Genomic DNA, 19,854 nt, shown 5'->3' with positions numbered 1-19,854 from the left:
GTGCGAAAAACCAACACGACGCGCCCAGGCGATGGAAGGCCGGGCGCACGCCCCGTGGCGACATGCCGCCCAGGTGCTGCGCGCCGTACCCTCACCCCAACCCCTCTCCCGGCGGGAGAGGGGCTCGGTTCCTCCACGGCCTCCTGGGCGTCTGTTGTCGACAAGCGGCAACCCGGCCTACAACAGCTGCCTGCCAAGGCCTACTGCACGATCGAACCGACTCTGCGTCCAAAGTGGACAGAGCATGTAGGTGATCCTGTGACTGGTCATTGGACGCATTACGCGCACTTCCTGGTGCGCGTTTCTCATCGATTGCAGATCCGCTCACGTGCAATCTGCCGATGAATGCCGATCAGCGCGTCCACATGTCACCGTCAAGTGCATTGGCGTTCAGCCGAACATGTGCGCCACTCCGCACTCGGTGAGGCGTTTTGACGACGCGCATCGCACCGTTCCATGTGGCGATGCGTCTCTTTCATGCCCCGCCGCTTAGACTTTTCCACCTCAGGCGACCGAGTAGGCATCGATTGCTCTACATGCGCACCGCCCTTCGGCCCCTTTCACCCACCACGAGGCCTTCCCCATGAGCCAAGCCAATGGATACGCCGCCAAGGCGTCCGATCAGCCGCTGACCCCGTTCACCTTCGAGCGCCGTGCGCTCGGTGCGCACGACGTCAGTATCGAGATCCTCTACTGTGGCGTCTGCCACTCGGATCTGCATACCGCCCGCAACGAGTGGCACAACACCCAGTACCCGTCGGTGCCGGGCCATGAAATCGTCGGTCGCATCACCGCGGTGGGCGACCAGGTCAGTGCCTTCAAGGTTGGCGATCTTGCCGGTGTCGGCTGCATGGTCGACAGCTGTCGGCATTGTGCTTCCTGTGCCGATGGCGAGGAGCAGTACTGCGAGAACGGCTTCGTCGGCACCTACAACGGTCCGATGTTCGGCGGCGAGAACACGTACGGCGGCTACTCCGATCACATCGTGGTCGACGAGAAATACACGCTGCATATTCGCCACGATGCCGAGCAACTGGCGGCGGTGGCGCCGCTGCTGTGCGCCGGCATCACCACGTATTCCCCGCTGAATCACTGGAAGGTCGGCCCGGGCAAGAAGGTCGGCATCGTTGGGCTGGGCGGCCTCGGGCACATGGGCGTGAAGATTGCCCATGCGATGGGCGCGCACGTGGTGCTGTTCACCACCTCGGCCGGCAAGCGCGAGGACGCGCTGCGCCTGGGCGCGAACGAGGTGGTGGTGTCGAAGAACGCCGAGGAGATGGCAGCGCACACCAACAGCTTCGATTTCATCCTCAACACGGTCGCGGCCCCGCACGATCTGGATGCGTTCCTGACCCTGCTCAAGCGCGATGGCACGATGACCCTGGTCGGCGCGCCGGCCGAGCCGCATCCGTCGCCGACGGTGTTCAACCTGATCATGAAGCGGCGCCAGCTGGCCGGTTCGCTGATCGGTGGCATTCGCGAAACGCAGGAGATGCTGGATTTCTGCGCCAAGCACGGCATCGTGTCCGACATCGAAACGATCGAGATGGCGCAGATCAACGAGGCCTACGAGCGCATGCTCAAGGGCGACGTGAAGTACCGCTTCGTCATCGACATGGCCAGCCTGGGGCAGGCCAAGCAAGCGGCCTGAGCCGACGGCGACCGTGGCGGTCAGCCGCCGCGGTCACGTCATGCGTCATCGTCATCCCATGAACGCCCGGGCAGCGCATGCCCGGGCGTTTCTGTAGCGGTAGCTCTCGTCGCGACCGAAGTGCTCTACGCGTGGGCTTCCGATCGGCATTCGAGGCGCTCGGAAGGCGTCCGGCAACCGCGCACCGCTGCGTGCGGTAAGCGATTTGCACGAGGTGGTGGCAGCGACGATGCCCGGTGCGTCGCGCGACCGATGGGGGTAGAGACGACAACGGCGCCGAAGCGCCGCTGCCATGACACTAAGGAAGCCGCCGCCTACTTGCCGGCGGCAGGCTCGGCCGCGGGCAACGACGTCGGCCTGCCCATCATCTTGTCGCGTGCGGCCTTGAAGGGATTGTCCGCGTACCAGTTCGGCCAGCTGTCGCCGGCGGCCAGTTCCTTGCCAACGCCGTACACCGCCTGCAGGTCGTCCATCACGCCGTCGAGCTTCCAGGTCGCCGGGTCGTACTCGTCGGCCGGCGTGTGGTAGCGCTTGGCGTACTCGGCTGCCGCACGGCGTCCTGCTTCGATGCCACCGTCGACCAGGTCTTCGCCGCCGTCGATGTACAGCGCGGGCACGCCGGCCTTGGCGAAGTTGAAGTGATCCGAACGGAAGTAGAACCCGCTCTGCGGCGCGTCTTCGGCGTGCAGCACGCGGCCTTGCGCGGCGGCGATCGGCTTGAGCAGGTCTTCCAGTTGCGAGCTGCCGAACCCGTTGACCACCAGGTCCTTGGCGCGCCCGGCCACCGGCATCGCATCCAGGTTGATGACGCCGGCGATCTTGTTCAGCGGGAAGGTCGGATGCGCCACGTAGTACTTGGAACCGAGCAGCCCCGATTCCTCCAGCGTCACCGCCAGGAATACCACCGAACGCTCGGGCTTGGGCTGCTGGTGCGCGAACGCCTCGGCGATTTCGAGGATGCCGGCCACGCCGGTGGCGTTGTCGACCGCGCCGTTGTAGATATTGTCGCCGGGCTCGCCCTCGTGCTTGCCCAGGTGATCCCAGTGCGCCATGTACAGCACCGCCTCGTCGGCGCGGCTGCTGCCGGGCAGCACCCCGACCACGTTGCGCGAGGTCTTCTCGGCGATGGTGCTCTTCAGGTCCACCGAGAGCTTGGCCTTCAGCGGGATGGGCTTGAAGCCGCGCTTGCTGGCGTCCTTGTAGGCCTGCGCCAGATCCAGGCCGGCATCGGCGAACAGTTGCTTGGCCGCCTCGGCGGTGAGCCAGCCCTGCACCGGAATGCGCGGCTCCGGATCGTCCTTCGCCGGCAGGTCGTACTGCGCGCCGGACCAGGAGTTCTTGACCACGTCCCAGCCATAGCTGGCGCCGGGCGTGTCGTGCACGATCAACGCGGCGGCGGCGCCCTTGCGCGCGGCTTCCTCGAACTTGTAGGTCCAGCGCCCGTAGTAGGTCATGCGCTTGCCTTCGAACAGGCTGCCATCGCCGGTGTGGAAGCCGGGGTCGTTGACGAACATCACCACGGTCTTGCCCTTCCAGTCCTGGCCGGCGTAGTCGTTCCACTTCTGCTCCGGCGCGTCCACGCCGTAGCCGACAAAGACCATGTCGCTGCCATTGAGCTTGACCTCGGGCTGACCGGTACGCGTGCCCACCACCATGTCGCTGCCGAAGGCGAGCTGTCGCGCAGCGCCGTCGTGGGTAATGGTGAGCGTGGTGCCGGGTGCCGCGGTGGTCTCGGTCATCGCCACGTCCTGGAACCAGCTGTCGCCGTTGCCGGGCTGCAGACCGATGCGCTGCATCTGATCACGGATGTAGGCGACCGTCTTGTCTTCGCCAGGCGTACCCGGACCGCGGCCTTCGAAGGCATCGGAGGACAGCGTCTTGACCAGTTCCGCGAAGTCCGCCGGTGCGATTCCGGTGGAGAACGCGTGCGTGGGCGCCGCAGCGGGTGCGGGCGCCGCGGCCGGTGGCGCGGTGTCGGCGGCCGGGGCAGGCGCTTCGCGTTTGCACGCGGTCAGCGCTGCGGCTGCGGCCAGGCACAGCACGAGCTTGCGGGACATGGGGGCTCCTGATGGCGAGGGAACCCCGGATTCTATAGGCAAGCCGCACGCGCCCGGGCGGGCGCGTCGTCGCGGCACGGCTCAGTTGTTCGGCGCGGTGTCGCCGTCGAAGGGCAGCGCGGTGGCGCCGGTGATCGGCCCGGTCTTGGCGCTGCGGTGCACGTACAGGGTCACTTCGCGCTCGAAGCGCAGCGGGCCGTCCACCACCGCACGCGGGCCGACGATGACCCGTGGCTTGCGCGTCGGCTTGAACGACATGCTGAAACTGGGCTTGTTGATCGAAATGCCGCCACCGACATGCGAATCGTGGCCGACGGTGATGTCGCCGTTGACCGTCTCGATGCCCTTGTCCAACTGCGTGGCGACCAGGCCGATGCTGCCGTTGACGCTCTCGATGCCGCCGCCGACGCGGCCGCCGCGGTCGACGAAGATGCCGCCGTTGACGGTTTCGATGGAACCGGCGACCTGTGCGCGCTCGCCGAGGGTGATGCCGCCGTTGACCGTGGACAAGCCCTTGGTCTGCGCGCCGTCGGCGACCTTGACGCTGCCGTTGACCGTTTCCACGCTGCCCACCTGGGCGCCGGACTGGACGGTGATGCTGCCGTTGACCGTTTCCAGATCGCCGTACTGCTTGCCGGCGTCGGCAGTGATGCTGCCGTTGACCTTGCTGATGCCTTCGCCCGCGAACGCCGGGCCGGCCGTCAGGGCCAGCGCCAGCACAACCGCCAGATGCATGCGTTTCATCCTTCACCTCCCGGGCGCCGGCGATGCGGCCGCAATCAATCGTGGGGCGATCACAACACGCTTCGCTACAATCCACACCTGCCTGAAGTCACTGGACCCTCGCTTGCCCGCAGCCGCGCCTGTTCCATCGCATTCCGCCGCGCCCCGCGCGGCCGAGCGGCGTGCGCCCGTGCACTGGCGCGGCCTTGTGCGCCGCCTGCTGGCGCTGACGTGGCTGCTGGCCGCAGGCGTAGCCGCGGCGCAGAACCCGCGCGAGGCCGAGAAGCGCCTGGAAAAGGTGCGCAGCGAGCTGAAGAGCGTGGCCGAGGAGCGCCGGCAACTGGAAGGCAAGCGCGGCGACGCCGCACGCCAGTTGCGCGAGGCCGACGAAAAGGTCGCCGTCACCGGCCGCAGTCTGGCGCAGACGCAACAGGCGCTGCAGCGGCACCAGCAGACCCTGGCCGAGCTCGAGCGCAAGCGCGATGGCCTGCGCAGTGGCTTGACGCGCCAGCGCGCCGAACTGGCGCAGCTGCTGCGGGCGGCCTATGCCATCGGCGGCAATGCGCCGCTGAAGCTGTTGCTGGCGCAGGACCGCGTGGCCGATGCCAACCGCCTGCTGGCGTATCACCGTTATCTGCAGCGCGAGCGCGCGCAGCGCATCGCGACCTTGACCCACGAGTTGCAGGCGCTGGAACAGGTGCAGCGCGAGGTCGTCGAACAGAAGCAGCAACTGAGCGAGGCCCAGCGCCGCCAGCAGGAACAGGCCCAGGCGCTGCAGCGCGACCGCAAGCAGCGCGCCAGCGTGGTCTCGGAACTGGACCAGCGCTACCAGGACCGCAGCGAACGCGAGAAGGCGCTGGGCCAGGATGCCAAGGCGCTGGAAACCCTGCTCGCCAACCTGCGTGCCGCCGCCGCCCGCGCCGAGGCCGAGCGCCGCGCCGCGGCCAGGCGCGAGGCGGCCGAACAGGCGGCGCAGGCCAAGGCCGCGGCGAAGGCCGGGCGTGGCGGCGGCAAGATACCGCCCAAGGTGGTCGCCTCGGCACCGCCGCTGAAGGTCGGTGGCCTGGGCTGGCCGCTGTCGGGCGACCTGATCGCGCGCTACGGCGGCCGGCTGCCCGATGGGCGTACCAGCAGCGGCGTGCTGATCGCCGCGCCCGCCGGCAGCACCGTCACCGCGGTCGCCGACGGCACGGTGGTGTTCTCCGACTGGATGACCGGCTACGGCATGATCCTGATCGTGGACCACGGCAATGGCTACATGAGCCTGTACGCGCACAACGACACCCTGCTGCGCGACGCGGGCGCCAAGGTCAAGCGCGGCGATGCGGTGGCCAAGGTCGGCAATTCCGGCGGGCAGGGCCGTCCGGCGCTGTACTTCGAACTGCGTCGCAATGGTCAGCCGGTGGATCCGGCGTCGTGGCTGCAGCGCCGCTGAGCCACGCGGCTGCGGCGCGTTCAACGCGAATTTAGCTCGGCTTCGCGCATAATCCGGACAACCGCGCCGTGCACGGTGCGGGTCTTCCCCAATCGGAGTGCTTCATGCGCGTAGTCCTGTCCGCAGCCCTGTTGCTCGCTCTGGCGCCGCTGCCGTCGATGGCGCAACGCGCCGAGGCGCAGACGCCCACGGCCCCGGCGGCCAGCGCCGACGATCCGGATTCCACCGAATCGGCCAGTGCCAAGGTGCCGCTGGACGAGATCCGCCGCTACGTGGCGGTCTACAACGCGGTGAAGGAAGCCTACGTCGATCCGGTCGACGACAAGAAGCTGATGCAGTCCGCCATCCGCGGCCTGCTGCTGGACCTGGATCCGCACAGCACGTATTTCAGCAAGGAAGACGCCGAAGCCTTCGACGAGCAGACCAGCGGCGCCTACGACGGCATCGGCGTGGAGCTGCTGCAACTGCCGGACAACACGCTCAAGGTGGTGTCGCCGATCGACGACACGCCTGCCGCGCGCGCCGGCCTGCGCTCGGGCGACATCATCATCGCCATCGACGGCAAGCCGATCAGCGCGGTCAAGGCGATGGAGCCGCTGCGCGGCGAGCCGGGCAGCAAGGTCGTACTGACCATCGCCCGCGACAAGGTCGCCAAGCCGTTCGACGTGACCCTGACCCGGCAGACCATCCGCGTGGCCAGCGTGCGCAGCCGCATGCTCGAACCCGGCTACGGCTACATCCGCATCAGCACCTTCCAGGCCGACACCGGCGCCGATTTCCACAAGCAGTTGCAGCAGTTGCAGGCGCAGGCCGGCGGCAAGCTGCGCGGCCTGGTGCTGGACCTGCGCAGCAATCCGGGCGGCCTGCTGACCGCGGCGGTGCAGGTGGCCGACGACGTGCTCGACAAGGGCACCATCGTCAGCACCCGCGGGCGAATCTCGGTCAGCGATTCCAAGTTCGACGCCACCCCCGGCGATCTGCTCAACGGCGCGCCGATGGTGGTGCTGGTGGATGCCGGTTCGGCCAGCGCCTCGGAAGTGCTGGCCGGTGCGCTGCGCGACAACAAGCGCGCGCGCATCGTCGGCAGCCGCACCTTCGGCAAGGGCTCGGTGCAGACCGTGCTGCCGCTGGACAACGGCGACTCGGTCAAGCTGACCACGGCGCGGTACTACACCCCCAGCGGCAAATCGATCCAGGCCAGCGGCATCGTGCCCGATGTGGTGCTGCATCCGGAGGCCAGCGCGGACGATGCCGACAAGCCGGCGGCGATCGCCGACTACAGCGAAGCGACCTTGCCGGGCCACCTGCATGGCGACGACGAGGGCGCCGAGGGCTACACCGCCGGCGACGTGCTGCCGGGCGACGGCCCGATCGCGCAGGCGCTGGCCGAACTGAAGCAGCCCGGCGCGGTGGCGCGGGCGGCCGCGGCGGCACCGGCCGGCAAGGGCAAGGCCAAGCCGGCGCACAAGCCGGCGGGCGCGGCGCCGAAGGCAGCCCCGGCGAAGCAGCCGGCGGCGGAACCGACCAAGCCCGAGCCCACCAAGTCCGAACCTGCCAAGACCGAGTCCGACAAGACCGGCTCCGACAAGACCGGGCCTGCGCCGGCCTCCGGCACCTGAGCCGACGGCGGCCCACCTCGCCATCGCGCGCGGCGTCGGTGGCCAGCCGCTCAGTCGGCGACGCTGAGGACCTCTGGATTGGCCAGCCGCTGCGGCGCATCGGCGGCGAAGGCCAGCACGTTGTCGAAGGCGGCGCCGAAATACAGGTCGTAGCTGCCCTGTTCGACGTAGCCCAGGTGCGGCGTCGCCAGCACCCGCGGATGCCGCAGCAGCGGATGCTGCGGATCCAGCACCGGTTCCTGCTCGAACACGTCCAGTGCCGCCTGTCCGGGACGGCCGGCGTCCAGCGCGGCCAGCAGCGCGCCGGGCGCGATGAGTTCGGCACGGCTGGTGTTGACCAGCAGCGCATCGGGTTTCATCCGCAGCAGGTCGTCCAGTCCGATCTGGTGGCGGGTGGCCGCGACCAGGCGGCGATGCAGGCTGAGCACGTCGCTCTCGGCGAACAACGCCTCGCGGCTGGCGGCGACCGCGAAGCCGTCGGCGCGCGCCTGCGCACAACTGTCCTCGCTCCCCCACACCTGCACGCGCATGCCGAAGGCGCGGCCGTAGGCGGCGACGCGGCGGCCGATCTTGCCGTAACTCCAGATGCCCAGGGTCAGTCCGTCCAGGCTGCGGCCCAGCTGCGCATCGCCGGTGGCCTGCCAGTGCCCGGCCCGCAGCGCATCGCGGTAGGCGAGCAGGCGCCGGCTGGCGGCCATCAGCAGCGCCCAGGTCAGTTCCGCCGGTGCCACGGGCGCGCCGACGCCTTCGGCCACGGCCACACCGCGGGCGATGCAGGCGGCCAGGTCGAGGTGCTCACCGATCCGCCCGGTCTGGCTGATCAGGCGCAGCTTCGGCAGGCGCGCCAGCAGGGCGGCGTCGATGCGGGTGCGCTCGCGGATCAGCACCAGCGCCTCGGCCTCGGCGGCGTGGCGAACGAAGGTCTCGCGGTCGGGCGCCAGCGCGGTCAGCACCCGCACGTTGTGCGCCTGCAGCCGCGCGAAGCAGGGCAGGTGGCGCACCGCATCCTGATAGTCGTCGGCGATCAGGATGCGCATCGGCTCAGCGTGGCTTGCCGGGCATCGGGAACGGCGTGACCACCTTCTCGCCGGTGGCCGCGTCGCGGATCGTCGATTGGCCCTTCTTCTCCACTTCCTCGATGCGCACGATGCTCTGCATCGGCAGATGCAGCGTCTTGGTGTCGCCGAACTCCTCGCGCAGGCGTTCCTCGGTGGGATCGATCACCAGCCCGTCGTGCACGTCGAACACCAGCGTGCCGATCTCGGTGAAGCCCCACAGATGGCTGCTGCCCACGTGCTGGCAGTACAGCTCGTAGACCTTGCCGTGGTTGAGGAAGGTCACTTTGTACAGATGCTTGAACATGCGCGCAGTATACGGGCGCCGTTGCCGCAGGCGGCTCAGAAGCCCTTGCGCTTGCGCAGCCGCCGCGCGATCGCCGCGCGCACGTACAGCCCGTAGATCATGCCGAAGGCGAAGCCGGCCAGGTGCGCCGACCACGCCACCATGCCGAAGGCCGGGCCGATGTAGGCGAACACCACCTGCAGCGCCGCCCAGGTGCCGATCAGCAGCGAGGCCGGGGCGCGCACGAATTCCAGGAACAGCCCCAGCGGCAGCACCACGCCGAGCTTGGCTCGCGGGAACAGCGCCAGGTAGGTGCCGATCAGCGCCGAGACCGCGCCGCTGGCGCCGATGATCACCCGGTCCGGGGTGCCGACCGCGAACACCGCGGCCAGGTTGGAAATCGCCCCGCCGCCCAGGAACAGCAGCAGGAACCGCCACGGCCCCAGCACGCGTTCGGCGGGCAGGCCGAAGATCAGCAGGAACACCAGGTTGCCGAGCAGGTGCGACCAGTCGGCGTGCAGGAACAGCGCGGTGAACAGGCGCAGCACGCTGCCGTCCTGCACCGTGGCCAGCCAGTCGCGCGGGCTGCCCACCCCGGCCGAGAGCGCGCCCCAGTCCAGCCACAGGGTCGCGCGGGCCTCGTCGGGGCGGCTGATCGACCACAGGAAGGCCAGCCACATCGCCGCGAACAACAACGGCGTGGCCCAGCGCAGCGTGGTGCGTTCGCGGGAGGGGATGGAAACGAACATGCGAGGGAACGGGGGAGCCGGAGACCGCCAGGGACGCCACGATAACGACTTCATCCGGCTGAACGCACGCCGACTCCACACGAAGCTGAACGCATCATGTCGTTATTGTTTAGTTAACGGTGCGGGGTATACTCGCATACGGCGTCGTATGTCGGGAGGGGACTCCGGCGCGCATTCCTGGACCATTCCGGCCCGGGAATGCGCAGGCGCGAACACAGACACTCGTCTTCCGGAGAAAGCTAGCCATGCAAAACGCAACCCAGTTCGTCCGTTTCACCGCTCTGGCCGTCGGCATCGTCGGCGCGCTGGCCATGGGCCAGGCGCACGGCGCCGCGTTCCAGCTCAAGGAGAACAGCGCCAAGGGTCTGGGCCGCGCCTTCGCCGGCTCCGGTAGCGCCCCCGGCGATGCCTCGATCATCGCCGTGAACCCGGCCGGCATGCGCCAGCTCGACGGCAAGGTGTTCCAGGCCGACGTCAGCGCCATCCAGTTCTCGGCCAAGTACCAGGGCAACGGCGGCACCTACGCCAATGGCCAGCCGATCTCCGGTGGCCGTGGCGGCGACGCCGGCATGATCGCGCCGGTTCCGGCCGCGTACTTCCACATGCCGTTCGGCGAAAACAACAACATGCACTTCGGCACCTCGCTGACCGTGCCGTTCGGCTTCAAGACCGAATACGACCGCGACTGGGTCGGCCGCTACAACGGCGTGAAGACCGAACTGCAGGCGATCGACCTGAACTTCGCCTTCTCCTACGACGTCAACCCGTACGTGTCCTTCGGCGCGTCCGTGTTCGCCGAGCGCCTGGACATCGAACTGACCAACGCCATCGACTTCGGCACCGTCCTGGCCTCGCGCCGCGTGCCGGGCTTCGCGCCGGGCAGCGCCGACGGTTTCTCGCGCATCAAGGGCGACAACACCGCGGTCGGCTTCACCCTGGGCGGCCTGTTCAGCGTCGACGAGCACACCCACATCGGCTTCAGCTACCGCTCGCAGGTCGAGCACAAGATCACCGACGGCGACGCCGACTTCACCGTGCCGGGCAATGCCGCCACCGTGCTGGCCTTCGCCGCGCCGGGCACCTTCGTCGACACCAAGGGCCGCGCCACCGTCAAGCTGCCGGCCAGCGCCACCGCCAGCTTCACCCACGACATCAACGAGCAGTGGACGGTGATGGCCGACGTCACCCGCACCGCCTGGAGCAAGTTCGACAAGGTCACCGTCGACTTCGCCTCCAACCAGCCCGACAGCGTGCTGGACTTCTCGTACCGCGACACCACCTTCGTGTCGCTGGGCGCCGACTACCGCATGAGCGACACGCTGACCCTGCGTGGCGGCCTGGCCTACGACCAGACCCCGACCACCGACCAGCACCGCGACGTGCGCGTGCCGGACGCGAGCCGCAAGTGGGTCTCGCTGGGTCTGACCTGGAAGCCGTCCGAGCAGACCGAGTACAGCTTCGGCTACACCCACCTGTTCACCAACGATCCGAGCATCGCCACCACCAGCGCCACCGGCAACCGCCTGGTCGGCGACTACGACGTGAGCGGCAACGTGCTGGCGGCCTCGGTCAACTACAAGTTCTGATCGCAGGCGCTTCGCAGTTCCACGAAAAAGCCCCGCTTCGGCGGGGCTTTTTTTATGCCTGTCCGCGGCGCACGGCGCGCGCTGCGGCAGGCGGCGCTCGGCGCAGGTTCCGGGCGGAACGCTGCGCCGAAGCGGGCCGGTCAGTCGCCCAGGGTCAGCAGCGAGGCGTTGCCGCCGGCGGCGGTGGTGTTGACGGTCACCACCTTCTCGGTGGCGAAGCGCAGCAGGTAGTGCGGGCCGCCGGCCTTGGGTCCGGTGCCGGACAGGCCCTGGCCGCCGAACGGCTGCACGCCGACCACCGCGCCGATCTGGTTGCGGTTGACGTAGACGTTGCCCACCGCCACGCGCGAGGCGATGCGCTCGATGGTCTCGTCGATGCGCGAATGCACGCCCAGGGTCAGGCCGTAGCCGGTGGCGTTGATCTGGTCGATCACCGCGTCGAGCTGGTCGGCCTTCCAGCGGATCACGTGCAGCACCGGGCCGAAGATCTCGCGCTGCAGCTGCGTCAGCGACTGCAGCTCGTAGGCGCGCGGGGCGAAGAAGCTACCGTGCGCGGTGGCGTCGTCGGTGGCGGCCACGGCGATCGCGCGCGCTTCGCGGTCCATGCGCGCGGCGTGGTCGGTGAGGATCTGCAGCGCATCGGCATCGATCACCGGGCCGACGTCGGTGGACAGCAGGCCGGGGTCGCCGACCTTCAGCTCGGCCATGGCGCCGGCCAGCATGGTCATCACCTTGTCGGCGATGTCGTCCTGCACGAACAGCACGCGTGCGGCCGAGCAGCGCTGGCCGGCGGAGATGAAGGCGCTGGAGATCGCGTCCTTGACCACCGCTTCCGGCAGCGACGAGGAGTCGGCGATGAAGGCGTTCTGGCCGCCGGTCTCGGCGATCAGCACGCCGATGGCGGCATCGCGCGCGGCCAGCGCACGGTTGATCGCGCGCGCGGTCTCGGTGGAGCCGGTGAAGGCGACGCCGGCCACGCGCGGATCGCGGGTCAGCGCGGCGCCGACGGTGGCGCCGTCGCCGGGCAGGAACTGCACCACCGCCTCCGGCACGCCGGCTTCGTGCAGCAGCTTCACCGCGGCATGGCCGACCAGGTTGGTCTGCTCGGCCGGCTTGGCGATGACGCTGTTGCCGGCGGCCAGCGCCGCGGCGACCTGGCCGAGGAAGATGGCCAGCGGGAAATTCCACGGGCTGATGCACACGAACACGCCGCGGCCGTGCAGCTGCAGTTCGTTGGATTCGCCGGTCGGCCCGGGCAGGCGCTCGGGCGCACCGAACTGCGCGCGCGCCTGGCCGGCGTAGTAGCGCAGGAAATCCACCGCCTCGCGCACTTCGGCGACGCCGTCGGGCAGGGTCTTGCCGGCTTCCTTGACGCACAGCGCCATGAACTCGGGCATGCGCGCTTCCAGCAGGTCGGCGGCATGTTCGAGAATGGTGGCGCGGCTGGCGGCCGGGGTGCGGTTCCAGGCCGGGTAGGCGGCCGCGGCGTTGCTCAGCGCCTTCTCCACGGTGGAGGCATCGGCCGGCTTCCAGTGGCCGACGATCTGGCGATGGTCGGCCGGGTTGGCGACCGCCAGGGCGTCGCCGGCGATCACCGCGCCGGGCACCAGCGGCGCGGCCTGCCAGGGCTTGAGCGCGGTGTTGAGCTGGTCGGCCAGCGCGCGCAGATCGTTGTCGTTGGCGAGATTGGCGCCCATGGAGTTCTTCCTGTTGTGGTTCTGGCTGCGCAGCAGATCGACCGGCAGCGGAATCTTCGGATGCGGGATGGAGGCGAATGCGGACACGGCCTCGACCGGGTCGCGGATCAGGTCTTCGATGGCCACGTCTTCGTCGGTGATGCGGTTGACGAAGCTGGAGTTGGCGCCGTTCTCCAGCAGGCGCCGCACCAGGTACGGCAGCAGGTCCTCGTGCGAGCCCACCGGCGCGTACACGCGGCAGGGCACACCGAGGCGGTCGGCGGGGATCACCTCGGCGTAGAGGTCGTCGCCCATGCCGTGCAGCTTCTGGTGCTCGTAGTCGCGGCCGCCGGCGATGGCGCGCACCGCGGCGATGGTCTGCGCGTTGTGGGTGGCGAACATCGGATACAGCGCATCGCTATGCGCGAACAGGCGCTTGGCGCAGGCCAGGTAGGACACGTCGGTGTTCTGCTTGCGGGTGAACACCGGATAGCCCGGGTGGCCCTCGACCTGCGCGCGCTTGATCTCCGCGTCCCAGTAGGCGCCCTTGACCAGGCGCACCGGGATGCGGCGGCCGACGCGGCGCGCCAGGTCGGCGAGGAAATCGATCGTGTACGGGGTGCGCTTCTGGTATGCCTGCACCGCCAGGCCGTAGCCCTCCCAACCGTCCAGCGAGGGATCGGAGAAGGTGGCCTCGATGATGTCCAGCGACAGTTCCAGGCGGTCGGCTTCTTCGGCGTCGACCGTGTAGCCGATGCCATAGGACTTGGCCAGTTGCGCCAGTTCCAGCACGCCGGGCACCAGTTCGGCCATCACCCGCGCACGCTTGGCGTGCTCGTAGCGCGGATACAGCGCCGAGAGCTTGATCGAGATGCTGGGTGCGGCGAACACCGCGTCCTTGCCGCCGCCCTGCTGGCGCTGCGCGGCGAAATGCTTGCCGATGGCGTGGATCGCCTGGCGGTAGGCGTCGAGGTAGCGCTGCGCGTCCTTCATGGTCAGCGCGCCTTCGCCGAGCATGTCGAACGAGTAGCGGTAGTGGGCGTTGTCGCCCTTCTTCGAGCGGGTCAGCGCCTCGCCGATGGTCCGGCCCATCACGAACTGATGGCCCATGATCTTCATCGCCTGGCGCACCGCCAGACGAATCACCGGCTCGCCGACGCGGCCGATCAGGCGCTTGAACGCGCCGGACACGTCGGCGCGGGTGAGGTCGTTGATCTGCACCAGCTTGCCGGTGAGCATCAGGCCCCAGGTCGACGCATTGACCAGGATCGAGTCGCTCTCGCCCATGTGCTTCTTCCAGTCCGCATCGCCGAGCTTGTCGCGGATCAGCTTGTCGGCGGTGTCCTGGTCGGGGATGCGCAGCAGCGCTTCGGCCACGCACATCAGCAGCACGCCTTCCTCGCTGCCGAGGTCGTACTGGCGCATGAAGGCCTCGATCGCGCCCTGGTCCTGGGCGCGGGCGCGCACGCGGGTGACCAGGTCGGCGGCCAGCGCCTGCACCCTGGCCTGGTCGGCCGCGGGCAGGCGCGCCTGCTCGAGCAGTTCGCGTACGTGTTCGGCTTCGTCCTTGAGCCAGGCGGCGGTGATCGCCGCGCGCAGGGCCTGCGGCGCGGGCGGGAGTTCGGGGGACAGCAAGGGCGAAGGAGACGCGGACGGCATCGCCGGGACAGAGCCGGCGCCAGGCAGAGCGTTCATGCGGGAAAGGCCAGGGACAGAGCCCGCTATTTTATGTCAGCGCCTGCACGCGCAGGGGGTTGCCGGCATCGCCACGGCGATGGCGGACGCGTCCAGGCTGAACGCACATCTTGTTGCGCTACAGCATTTTTTGTGGTGAACGCGCGCTTGCCGCCGCGCAGGCCGGGGGCTACCATCCAGGCGTGCTCGCGGCTCGGGCACGAGCGGTTCGGAAGCGGCGGTTCGACATGATCGAAATGTTTCCGTTTTCTCCGGAGGGGTCGGGTACGCAGCTGCGGCTGCGACCGCCGCGGGCGTTGAATGCCCGGCAATTCGTTCTGTTGTTCGTCGCACTGGCCGGGGCGATGTGGGCCGTGGCTGGGCTGGGGTGGCTCGCCGGCAATGTGTTCGCGCCTGCGTTCGCCCTGTTGCACAGCATCGTGGTGGCGCTCGCGCTGCATTGGTCGTGGCGTGGCGGCGAGCGCGAAGAGGATATCCGGGTGGGTCCGGCCTGCGTGGAAGTGACCCGTCCGAATGCAGGAACGCCGGCGTTCCGCGCCCACCCGCATTGGGTGCGGTTGCGGATCGAAGGCGACGACAGGGTGGTGCTGGCATCCAGCGGCAAGCAGGTCCGGGTCGGCGAATTCCTCGGCCCCGACGAACGCCGGCAACTGGCGCAGACCCTGGAAGGCTTGCTCGCGGCCGTGACCGGCCGCAACCGATGACGCTCCAAGGGGTCTAGGCAATGAAGCAACGCGGCGGGTGGGTGCAACAGGCGGTCAGGGGCGGGATGGCGTTGGCGGCGGCGATGGCCGCACCGCTGGCGTGGGCGCAATCGGCCGATCCCAAGCCGTGGCAGCTCAACATGGGCAGGGGCGTCACCCAGAGCGCGCGCAACGCCTACGACGCGCACATGGTCGCGTTGTGGGTGTGCGTGGTCATCGGCGTGCTGGTGTTCGGCGCGATGGCCTATGCGATCTTCAAGTTCCGCAAGTCCAAGGGCGCGGTGCCGGCGCAGTTCAGCCACAACACCAAGGCCGAGATCGTGTGGACGGTGATCCCGGTGCTGATCCTGATCGTGATGGCGTGGCCGGCCACCGCCAAGCTGATCGCGATGTACGACACCCGCGATGCCGAGATGACGGTGAAGGTCACCGGCTACCAGTGGATGTGGCGCTACGAATACCTGGGCGAGAACGTCTCGTTCACCAGCCGCCTGGCGCGCAGTTCCGACCGCCTGCGGCAGAGCGGCGCGGTGCCGACGGCCGAGCACGACCCGCACTACCTGCTGGACGTGGACAACCGGCTGGTGCTCCCGGTGAACACCAAGGTGCGCTTTGTCATCACCGCCGACGACGTCATCCACGCCTGGTGGGTGCCGGCGCTGGGCTGGAAGCAGGACGCCATCCCCGGGATCATCAACGAGGCCTGGACCAGCATCGACACCCCCGGGGTGTACCGCGGCCAGTGCGCCGAACTGTGCGGCAAGGACCACGGCTTCATGCCGATCGTGGTCGAGGCGGTGAGCAAGCAGGACTTCCAGAAGTGGCTGGCATCGCGCAAGCCGGCGCCCGCCGCTGCGCCCGCGCCGGCCACGCCGGCGGCGGCCCCGGCTGCTGCGCCGGCCTCCGCCGAACCCGCTGCCGCGCCCGCCGACGCCCAGGCGCCGGCACCGCCGCCGCAGGCGCGGCTGTCGCGTCCTCGTTCCGACTCGCACCTGATCGTGCAAGCCGCCTGATCTCCAGCATTCCTTTTCTGAGGTAGCCGCCATGGCCCATTCGGCAGTCGATCACCACGACGAGCACGGGCATCAGCAGAGCTTCGTCGAGCGTTGGTTCTTCTCCACCAACCACAAGGACATCGGCACGCTGTACCTGCTCTTCAGCTTCACCATGTTCGTCATCGGTGCGGCGATGAGCGTGGTGATCCGCGCCGAACTGGCGCAGCCGGGCCTGCAGTTCGTCAAGCCCGAGTTCTTCAACCAGATGACCACCGTGCACGCGCTGGTGATGATCTTCGGCGGGGTGATGCCGGCCTTCGTCGGCCTGGCCAACTGGATGATCCCGCTGCAGATCGGCGCGCCGGACATGGCGCTGCCGCGCATGAACAACTGGTCGTTCTGGCTGCTGCCGGTGGCCTTCACTCTGCTGCTGCTGACCCTGTTCCTGCCCGGCGGCGCGCCGGCCGGCGGCTGGACCATGTATCCGCCGCTGATGCTGCAGGGCGGCTACAACGTCGCCTTCTCGGTGTTCGCCATCCACGTCGCCGGCATCAGCTCGATCATGGGCGCGATCAACATCATCGCCACCGTGCTCAACATGCGCGCGCCGGGCATCGACCTGCTGAAGATGCCGATCTTCTGCTGGGCCTGGCTGATCACCGCGTTCCTGCTGATCGCGGTGATGCCGGTGCTGGCCGGCGCGGTGACCATGCTGCTCACCGACAAGTTCTTCGGCACCTCGTTCTTCAACGCCGCCGGCGGCGGCGACCCGGTGATGTACCAGCACATCTTCTGGTTCTTCGGGCATCCCGAGGTCTACATCATGATCCTGCCGGCGTTCGGCGTGATCAGCGAAATCATCCCGACCTTCAGCCGCAAGCCGCTGTTCGGCTACCAGGCGATGGTCTACGCGATCGCGGCGATCGCGTTCCTGAGCTTCATCGTCTGGGCGCACCACATGTTCACCGTGGGCATGCCGTTGGGCGGCGAGATCTACTTCATGTTCGCCACCATGCTGATCTCCATCCCCACCGGGGTGAAGGTGTTCAACTGGGTCAGCACCATGTGGCAGGGCTCGATGACCTTCGAGTCGCCGATGCTGTGGGCCATCGCCTTCGTGATCCTGTTCACCATCGGCGGTTTCTCCGGGCTGATGCTGGCGATCGTGCCGGCCGACTTCCAATACCACGACACCTATTTCGTGGTCGCGCACTTCCACTACGTGCTGGTCACCGGCGCGGTGTTCGCGCTGATCGCGGCGGTGTACTACTGGTGGCCGAAGTGGACCGGGCGCATGTACAACGAGACCTGGGCCAAGTTCCACTTCTGGTGGACGATGCTGTTCGTCAACCTGCTGTTCTTCCCGCAGCACTTCCTCGGCCTGGCCGGCATGCCGCGGCGCATCCCCGACTACAACGTGGTGTTCGCCGACTGGAACCTGGTCAGCTCGATCGGCGCGTTCGGCATGTTCGTCACCCCGTTCCTGATGGCCGGCATCCTGCTGGCGTCGCTGCGCAATGGCGCGCGTGCCGAAGCACGCTCGTGGGAAGGCGCGCGCGGCCTGGAGTGGACGGTGCCGTCGCCGGCGCCGGCGCACACCTTCACCCTGCCGCCGGTGCTCAAGCCCGGCGACCTGGCCCACGACGACATCAGCCACTGATGACCGCGCAACCGCCGCTCGACGACCTGGTCCTGCGCCGCAAACGTGCGGTGCGCACCGCGCTGGTGGTCGGCGCGGTGGCGCTGGCGATCTACGTCGCCTTCGTCCTTTCGGGGGTGCTGGGCCGATGAACGCGCCAGCGCCGCGGGTGCACAGCAGCGCCGGGCTGTTCAAGCTGGTCGGCGTGGCGCTGGCGGTGTTCGTGCTGACCTTCTCGCTGGTGCCGCTGTACCGCATCGCCTGCGAGAAGGTATTCGGCGTGCGCCTGGAGCGCGGCCCCGGCGAAGGGCCGCAGGCCGGCAAACCGCTCGCGGGCAAGCGCACGGTCACTGTGCAGTTCGATGGCGGGGTGAACTCCAAGCTGCCCTGGTCGTTCCATCCGGAGCAGCTGACCATGCAGGTGGTGCCGGGCGAACTCAACGAGGCGCTGTACTACGCGCACAACGATGGCGCGCACGCCATCGTCGGCAGTGCGGTGCCCTCGGTGGCGCCGGCGCGCGCTTCGGGCTACTTCACCAAGACCGAGTGCTTCTGCTTCACCGCGCAGACCCTGCAGGCTGGCGAGAAGCGCGACATGCCGGTGCGCTTCATCGTCGATCCCAACCTGCCCAGCGACATCAGCACCATCACCCTGTCCTACACCTTCTACAAGAACGATGCGCTGAGCGCGGAACTGGGATCGCCGAAACTGGCCGGTTCCGCGCGCGCGGCTCCCTGACCCGACCGGAATGCCTGCCATGGCCCAGCCCAGCACCGACGCCACCGCCAACGCCTACTACGTGCCCAGCCAGAGCCGTTGGCCGTTCATCGGCTCGATCGCGATGTTCGTGACCATGATCGGCGTGGCCAGTTGGCTCAACGACGCGTCCTGGGGCAAGTGGACCTTCTTCACCGGCATCGCGATGCTGGTGGCGACGCTGTTCATGTGGTTCGGCGATGTGATCCGCGAATCGATCGCCGGGCACTACAACCGCCAGGTCGACGTGTCGTTCCGCATGGGCATGGTGTGGTTCATCTTCTCCGAGGTGATGTTCTTCGGCGCTTTCTTCGGCGCGCTGTTCTACACCCGCACTTTCATCCTGCCGTGGCTGGGCGGCGAGGGCGACGGGGTGATGACCAATGCGCTGCTGTGGGACGGCTACTCCGCCGCCTGGCCGACCAACGGCCCGGGCGGCATCGGCGGCCAGTTCCAGACCATCCCGGCCTGGGGCCTGCCGCTGATCAACACGCTGATCCTGCTCAGCTCCGGCGTCACCCTGACCATCGCCCACCACGCGCTCAAGGCCGGTCAGCGCACCCGGCTGATGGTGTTCCAGGCGCTGACCGTGGCGCTGGGCTGCACCTTCCTGTACTTCCAGGCCGAGGAGTACATGCATGCCTACAAGGAACTCAACCTGACCCTGGGCTCGGGCATCTACGGCTCGACCTTCTTCATGCTCACCGGCTTCCACGGCGCGCACGTGCTGCTGGGCACGATCATGCTGCTGGTGATGTTGCTGCGGATCAGCCGCGGCCACTTCAGCCGCGACAACCACTTCGCCTTCGAAGCGGCGGCGTGGTACTGGCACTTCGTCGACGTGGTGTGGCTGGCGCTGTTCCTGTTCGTCTATGTGCTTTGAGGGCTGGGAATAGGGAATCGGGAATGGGGAATCGCAAGCGCGGCTTTCGCTTGCGCTCCCGCTTTGCCGATTCTCTTTTCCCGATTCCCCATTCCCGGCTTCTCAGCGGCCAAGTCCGTGGGGCTTGATCACTCCCGTATAGATGCCCAGGATCACCAGCAGGATCAGGCACACCGATAGGCCGATGCGCCAGGTCAACGCGTTCACCGTGCGCTTGCTCTGGCCGCGGTCCACCAACAGGTAGTACAGGCCGGCGCCCAGGTTCCACAGGATGAGCAGCAGGAACGCGACGATCAGCAAAGTCTTCAGCGAGTCGTTCATGGGCGTCTCGGCGCATGGTGTGT

17 protein-coding genes are annotated in these 19,854 nt (G+C 68.3%); 10 read left to right on the top strand and 7 right to left on the bottom strand.

The window, feature by feature from the left end; translation table 11 throughout:
• Positions 1-583: 583 nt before the first annotated feature.
• Entirely contained in the window at positions 584-1,651 is a 1,068-nt protein-coding gene (locus SLW55_RS20050; protein ID WP_267082660.1) for an NAD(P)-dependent alcohol dehydrogenase, read from the top strand.
• 314 nt (positions 1,652-1,965) lie between these two features.
• On the opposite strand, the gene SLW55_RS20045 is transcribed toward SLW55_RS20050, so the two are convergent.
• Both SLW55_RS20045 and SLW55_RS20040 read right to left on the bottom strand, forming a co-directional pair.
• Positions 1,966-3,708 carry a M28 family metallopeptidase gene (locus SLW55_RS20045; protein WP_320745617.1) on the bottom strand — a complete coding sequence of 581 codons (1,743 nt, stop codon included), beginning with the start codon at positions 3,706-3,708 and terminating at the stop codon, positions 1,966-1,968.
• Positions 3,709-3,789: 81 nt separating this feature from the next.
• Positions 3,790-4,452: a hypothetical protein gene (locus SLW55_RS20040; RefSeq protein ID WP_017908044.1), complete on the bottom strand. Its 663-nt coding sequence runs from the start codon at positions 4,450-4,452 to the stop codon at positions 3,790-3,792.
• A gap of 187 nt (positions 4,453-4,639) precedes the next feature.
• Here SLW55_RS20040 and SLW55_RS20035 point away from each other — a divergent pair, with 187 nt between their 5' ends.
• Together SLW55_RS20035 and SLW55_RS20030 are read left to right on the top strand one after the other, a co-directional pair.
• Positions 4,640-5,866 (top strand): peptidoglycan DD-metalloendopeptidase family protein, encoded by a 1,227-nt coding sequence (locus SLW55_RS20035; protein WP_226978517.1) that lies wholly within the window; start codon positions 4,640-4,642, stop codon positions 5,864-5,866.
• A 104-nt stretch (positions 5,867-5,970) separates the two neighbouring features.
• On the top strand, positions 5,971-7,485 hold the full coding sequence (locus SLW55_RS20030; protein ID WP_152180585.1) for a S41 family peptidase: 1,515 nt from the start codon (positions 5,971-5,973) through the stop codon (positions 7,483-7,485).
• Between the two features lie 50 nt (positions 7,486-7,535).
• Here SLW55_RS20030 and SLW55_RS20025 read toward each other — a convergent pair whose 3' ends face one another.
• The 3 genes from SLW55_RS20025 to SLW55_RS20015 are packed head-to-tail and all read right to left on the bottom strand — an operon-like array spanning position 7,536 to position 9,575.
• Positions 7,536-8,522: a D-2-hydroxyacid dehydrogenase family protein gene (locus SLW55_RS20025; protein ID WP_267100716.1), complete on the bottom strand. Its 987-nt coding sequence runs from the start codon at positions 8,520-8,522 to the stop codon at positions 7,536-7,538.
• A 4-nt stretch (positions 8,523-8,526) separates the two neighbouring features.
• On the bottom strand, positions 8,527-8,847 hold the full coding sequence (locus tag SLW55_RS20020; protein WP_017908048.1) for a DUF1820 family protein: 321 nt from the start codon (positions 8,845-8,847) through the stop codon (positions 8,527-8,529).
• Between the two features lie 35 nt (positions 8,848-8,882).
• Positions 8,883-9,575 (bottom strand): rhomboid family intramembrane serine protease, encoded by a 693-nt coding sequence (locus SLW55_RS20015; protein WP_043094361.1) that lies wholly within the window; start codon positions 9,573-9,575, stop codon positions 8,883-8,885.
• Positions 9,576-9,820: 245 nt separating this feature from the next.
• Here SLW55_RS20015 and SLW55_RS20010 point away from each other — a divergent pair, with 245 nt between their 5' ends.
• Positions 9,821-11,161: an outer membrane protein transport protein gene (locus SLW55_RS20010; protein ID WP_043094362.1), complete on the top strand. Its 1,341-nt coding sequence runs from the start codon at positions 9,821-9,823 to the stop codon at positions 11,159-11,161.
• A 140-nt stretch (positions 11,162-11,301) separates the two neighbouring features.
• On the opposite strand, the gene putA is transcribed toward SLW55_RS20010, so the two are convergent.
• Positions 11,302-14,496, bottom strand: coding sequence for a bifunctional proline dehydrogenase/L-glutamate gamma-semialdehyde dehydrogenase PutA (putA, locus tag SLW55_RS20005; protein ID WP_267100718.1), 3,195 nt, complete (start codon positions 14,494-14,496; stop codon positions 11,302-11,304).
• A gap of 263 nt (positions 14,497-14,759) precedes the next feature.
• Between putA and SLW55_RS20000 the strand changes: the two genes are divergently transcribed.
• From SLW55_RS20000 to SLW55_RS19975, 6 genes are read left to right on the top strand one after another with little or no spacing between them, the layout of a single operon-like run.
• A complete protein-coding gene (locus SLW55_RS20000) occupies positions 14,760-15,236 on the top strand; it encodes a DUF2244 domain-containing protein (RefSeq protein ID WP_019796200.1) in 477 nt (158 codons plus the stop codon).
• Positions 15,237-15,256: 20 nt separating this feature from the next.
• The gene (gene coxB / locus SLW55_RS19995; protein WP_152236360.1) at positions 15,257-16,249 is read left to right on the top strand and encodes a cytochrome c oxidase subunit II; all 993 of its coding nucleotides are present in this window, start codon (positions 15,257-15,259) and stop codon (positions 16,247-16,249) included.
• A gap of 31 nt (positions 16,250-16,280) precedes the next feature.
• The gene (gene ctaD, locus SLW55_RS19990; RefSeq protein WP_017914173.1) at positions 16,281-17,891 is read left to right on the top strand and encodes a cytochrome c oxidase subunit I; all 1,611 of its coding nucleotides are present in this window, start codon (positions 16,281-16,283) and stop codon (positions 17,889-17,891) included.
• Positions 17,891-18,022: a hypothetical protein gene (locus tag SLW55_RS19985; RefSeq protein ID WP_017914172.1), complete on the top strand. Its 132-nt coding sequence runs from the start codon at positions 17,891-17,893 to the stop codon at positions 18,020-18,022. Before ctaD ends, SLW55_RS19985 begins: the two co-directional genes overlap by 1 nt.
• A complete protein-coding gene (locus SLW55_RS19980) occupies positions 18,019-18,609 on the top strand; it encodes a cytochrome c oxidase assembly protein (protein WP_017914171.1) in 591 nt (196 codons plus the stop codon). The genes SLW55_RS19985 and SLW55_RS19980 overlap by 4 nt, the downstream gene beginning before the upstream one ends.
• 19 nt (positions 18,610-18,628) lie before the next feature.
• On the top strand, positions 18,629-19,510 hold the full coding sequence (locus tag SLW55_RS19975; RefSeq protein ID WP_010341611.1) for a cytochrome c oxidase subunit 3: 882 nt from the start codon (positions 18,629-18,631) through the stop codon (positions 19,508-19,510).
• Between the two features lie 102 nt (positions 19,511-19,612).
• Here the strand turns inward: SLW55_RS19975 and SLW55_RS19970 are convergent, their stop codons facing one another.
• A complete protein-coding gene (locus SLW55_RS19970; RefSeq protein WP_010341612.1) occupies positions 19,613-19,831 on the bottom strand; it encodes a twin transmembrane helix small protein in 219 nt (72 codons plus the stop codon).
• Positions 19,832-19,854 lie beyond the last annotated feature (23 nt).

This window comes from Xanthomonas sp. LF06-19, assembly GCF_034105425.1.
GTDB classification, from domain to species: Bacteria; Pseudomonadota; Gammaproteobacteria; order Xanthomonadales; family Xanthomonadaceae; genus Xanthomonas_A; species Xanthomonas_A sontii.
Note: the sequence above shows the minus strand (reverse complement) of the source record. Positions and strands in the feature narration are given on the sequence as shown.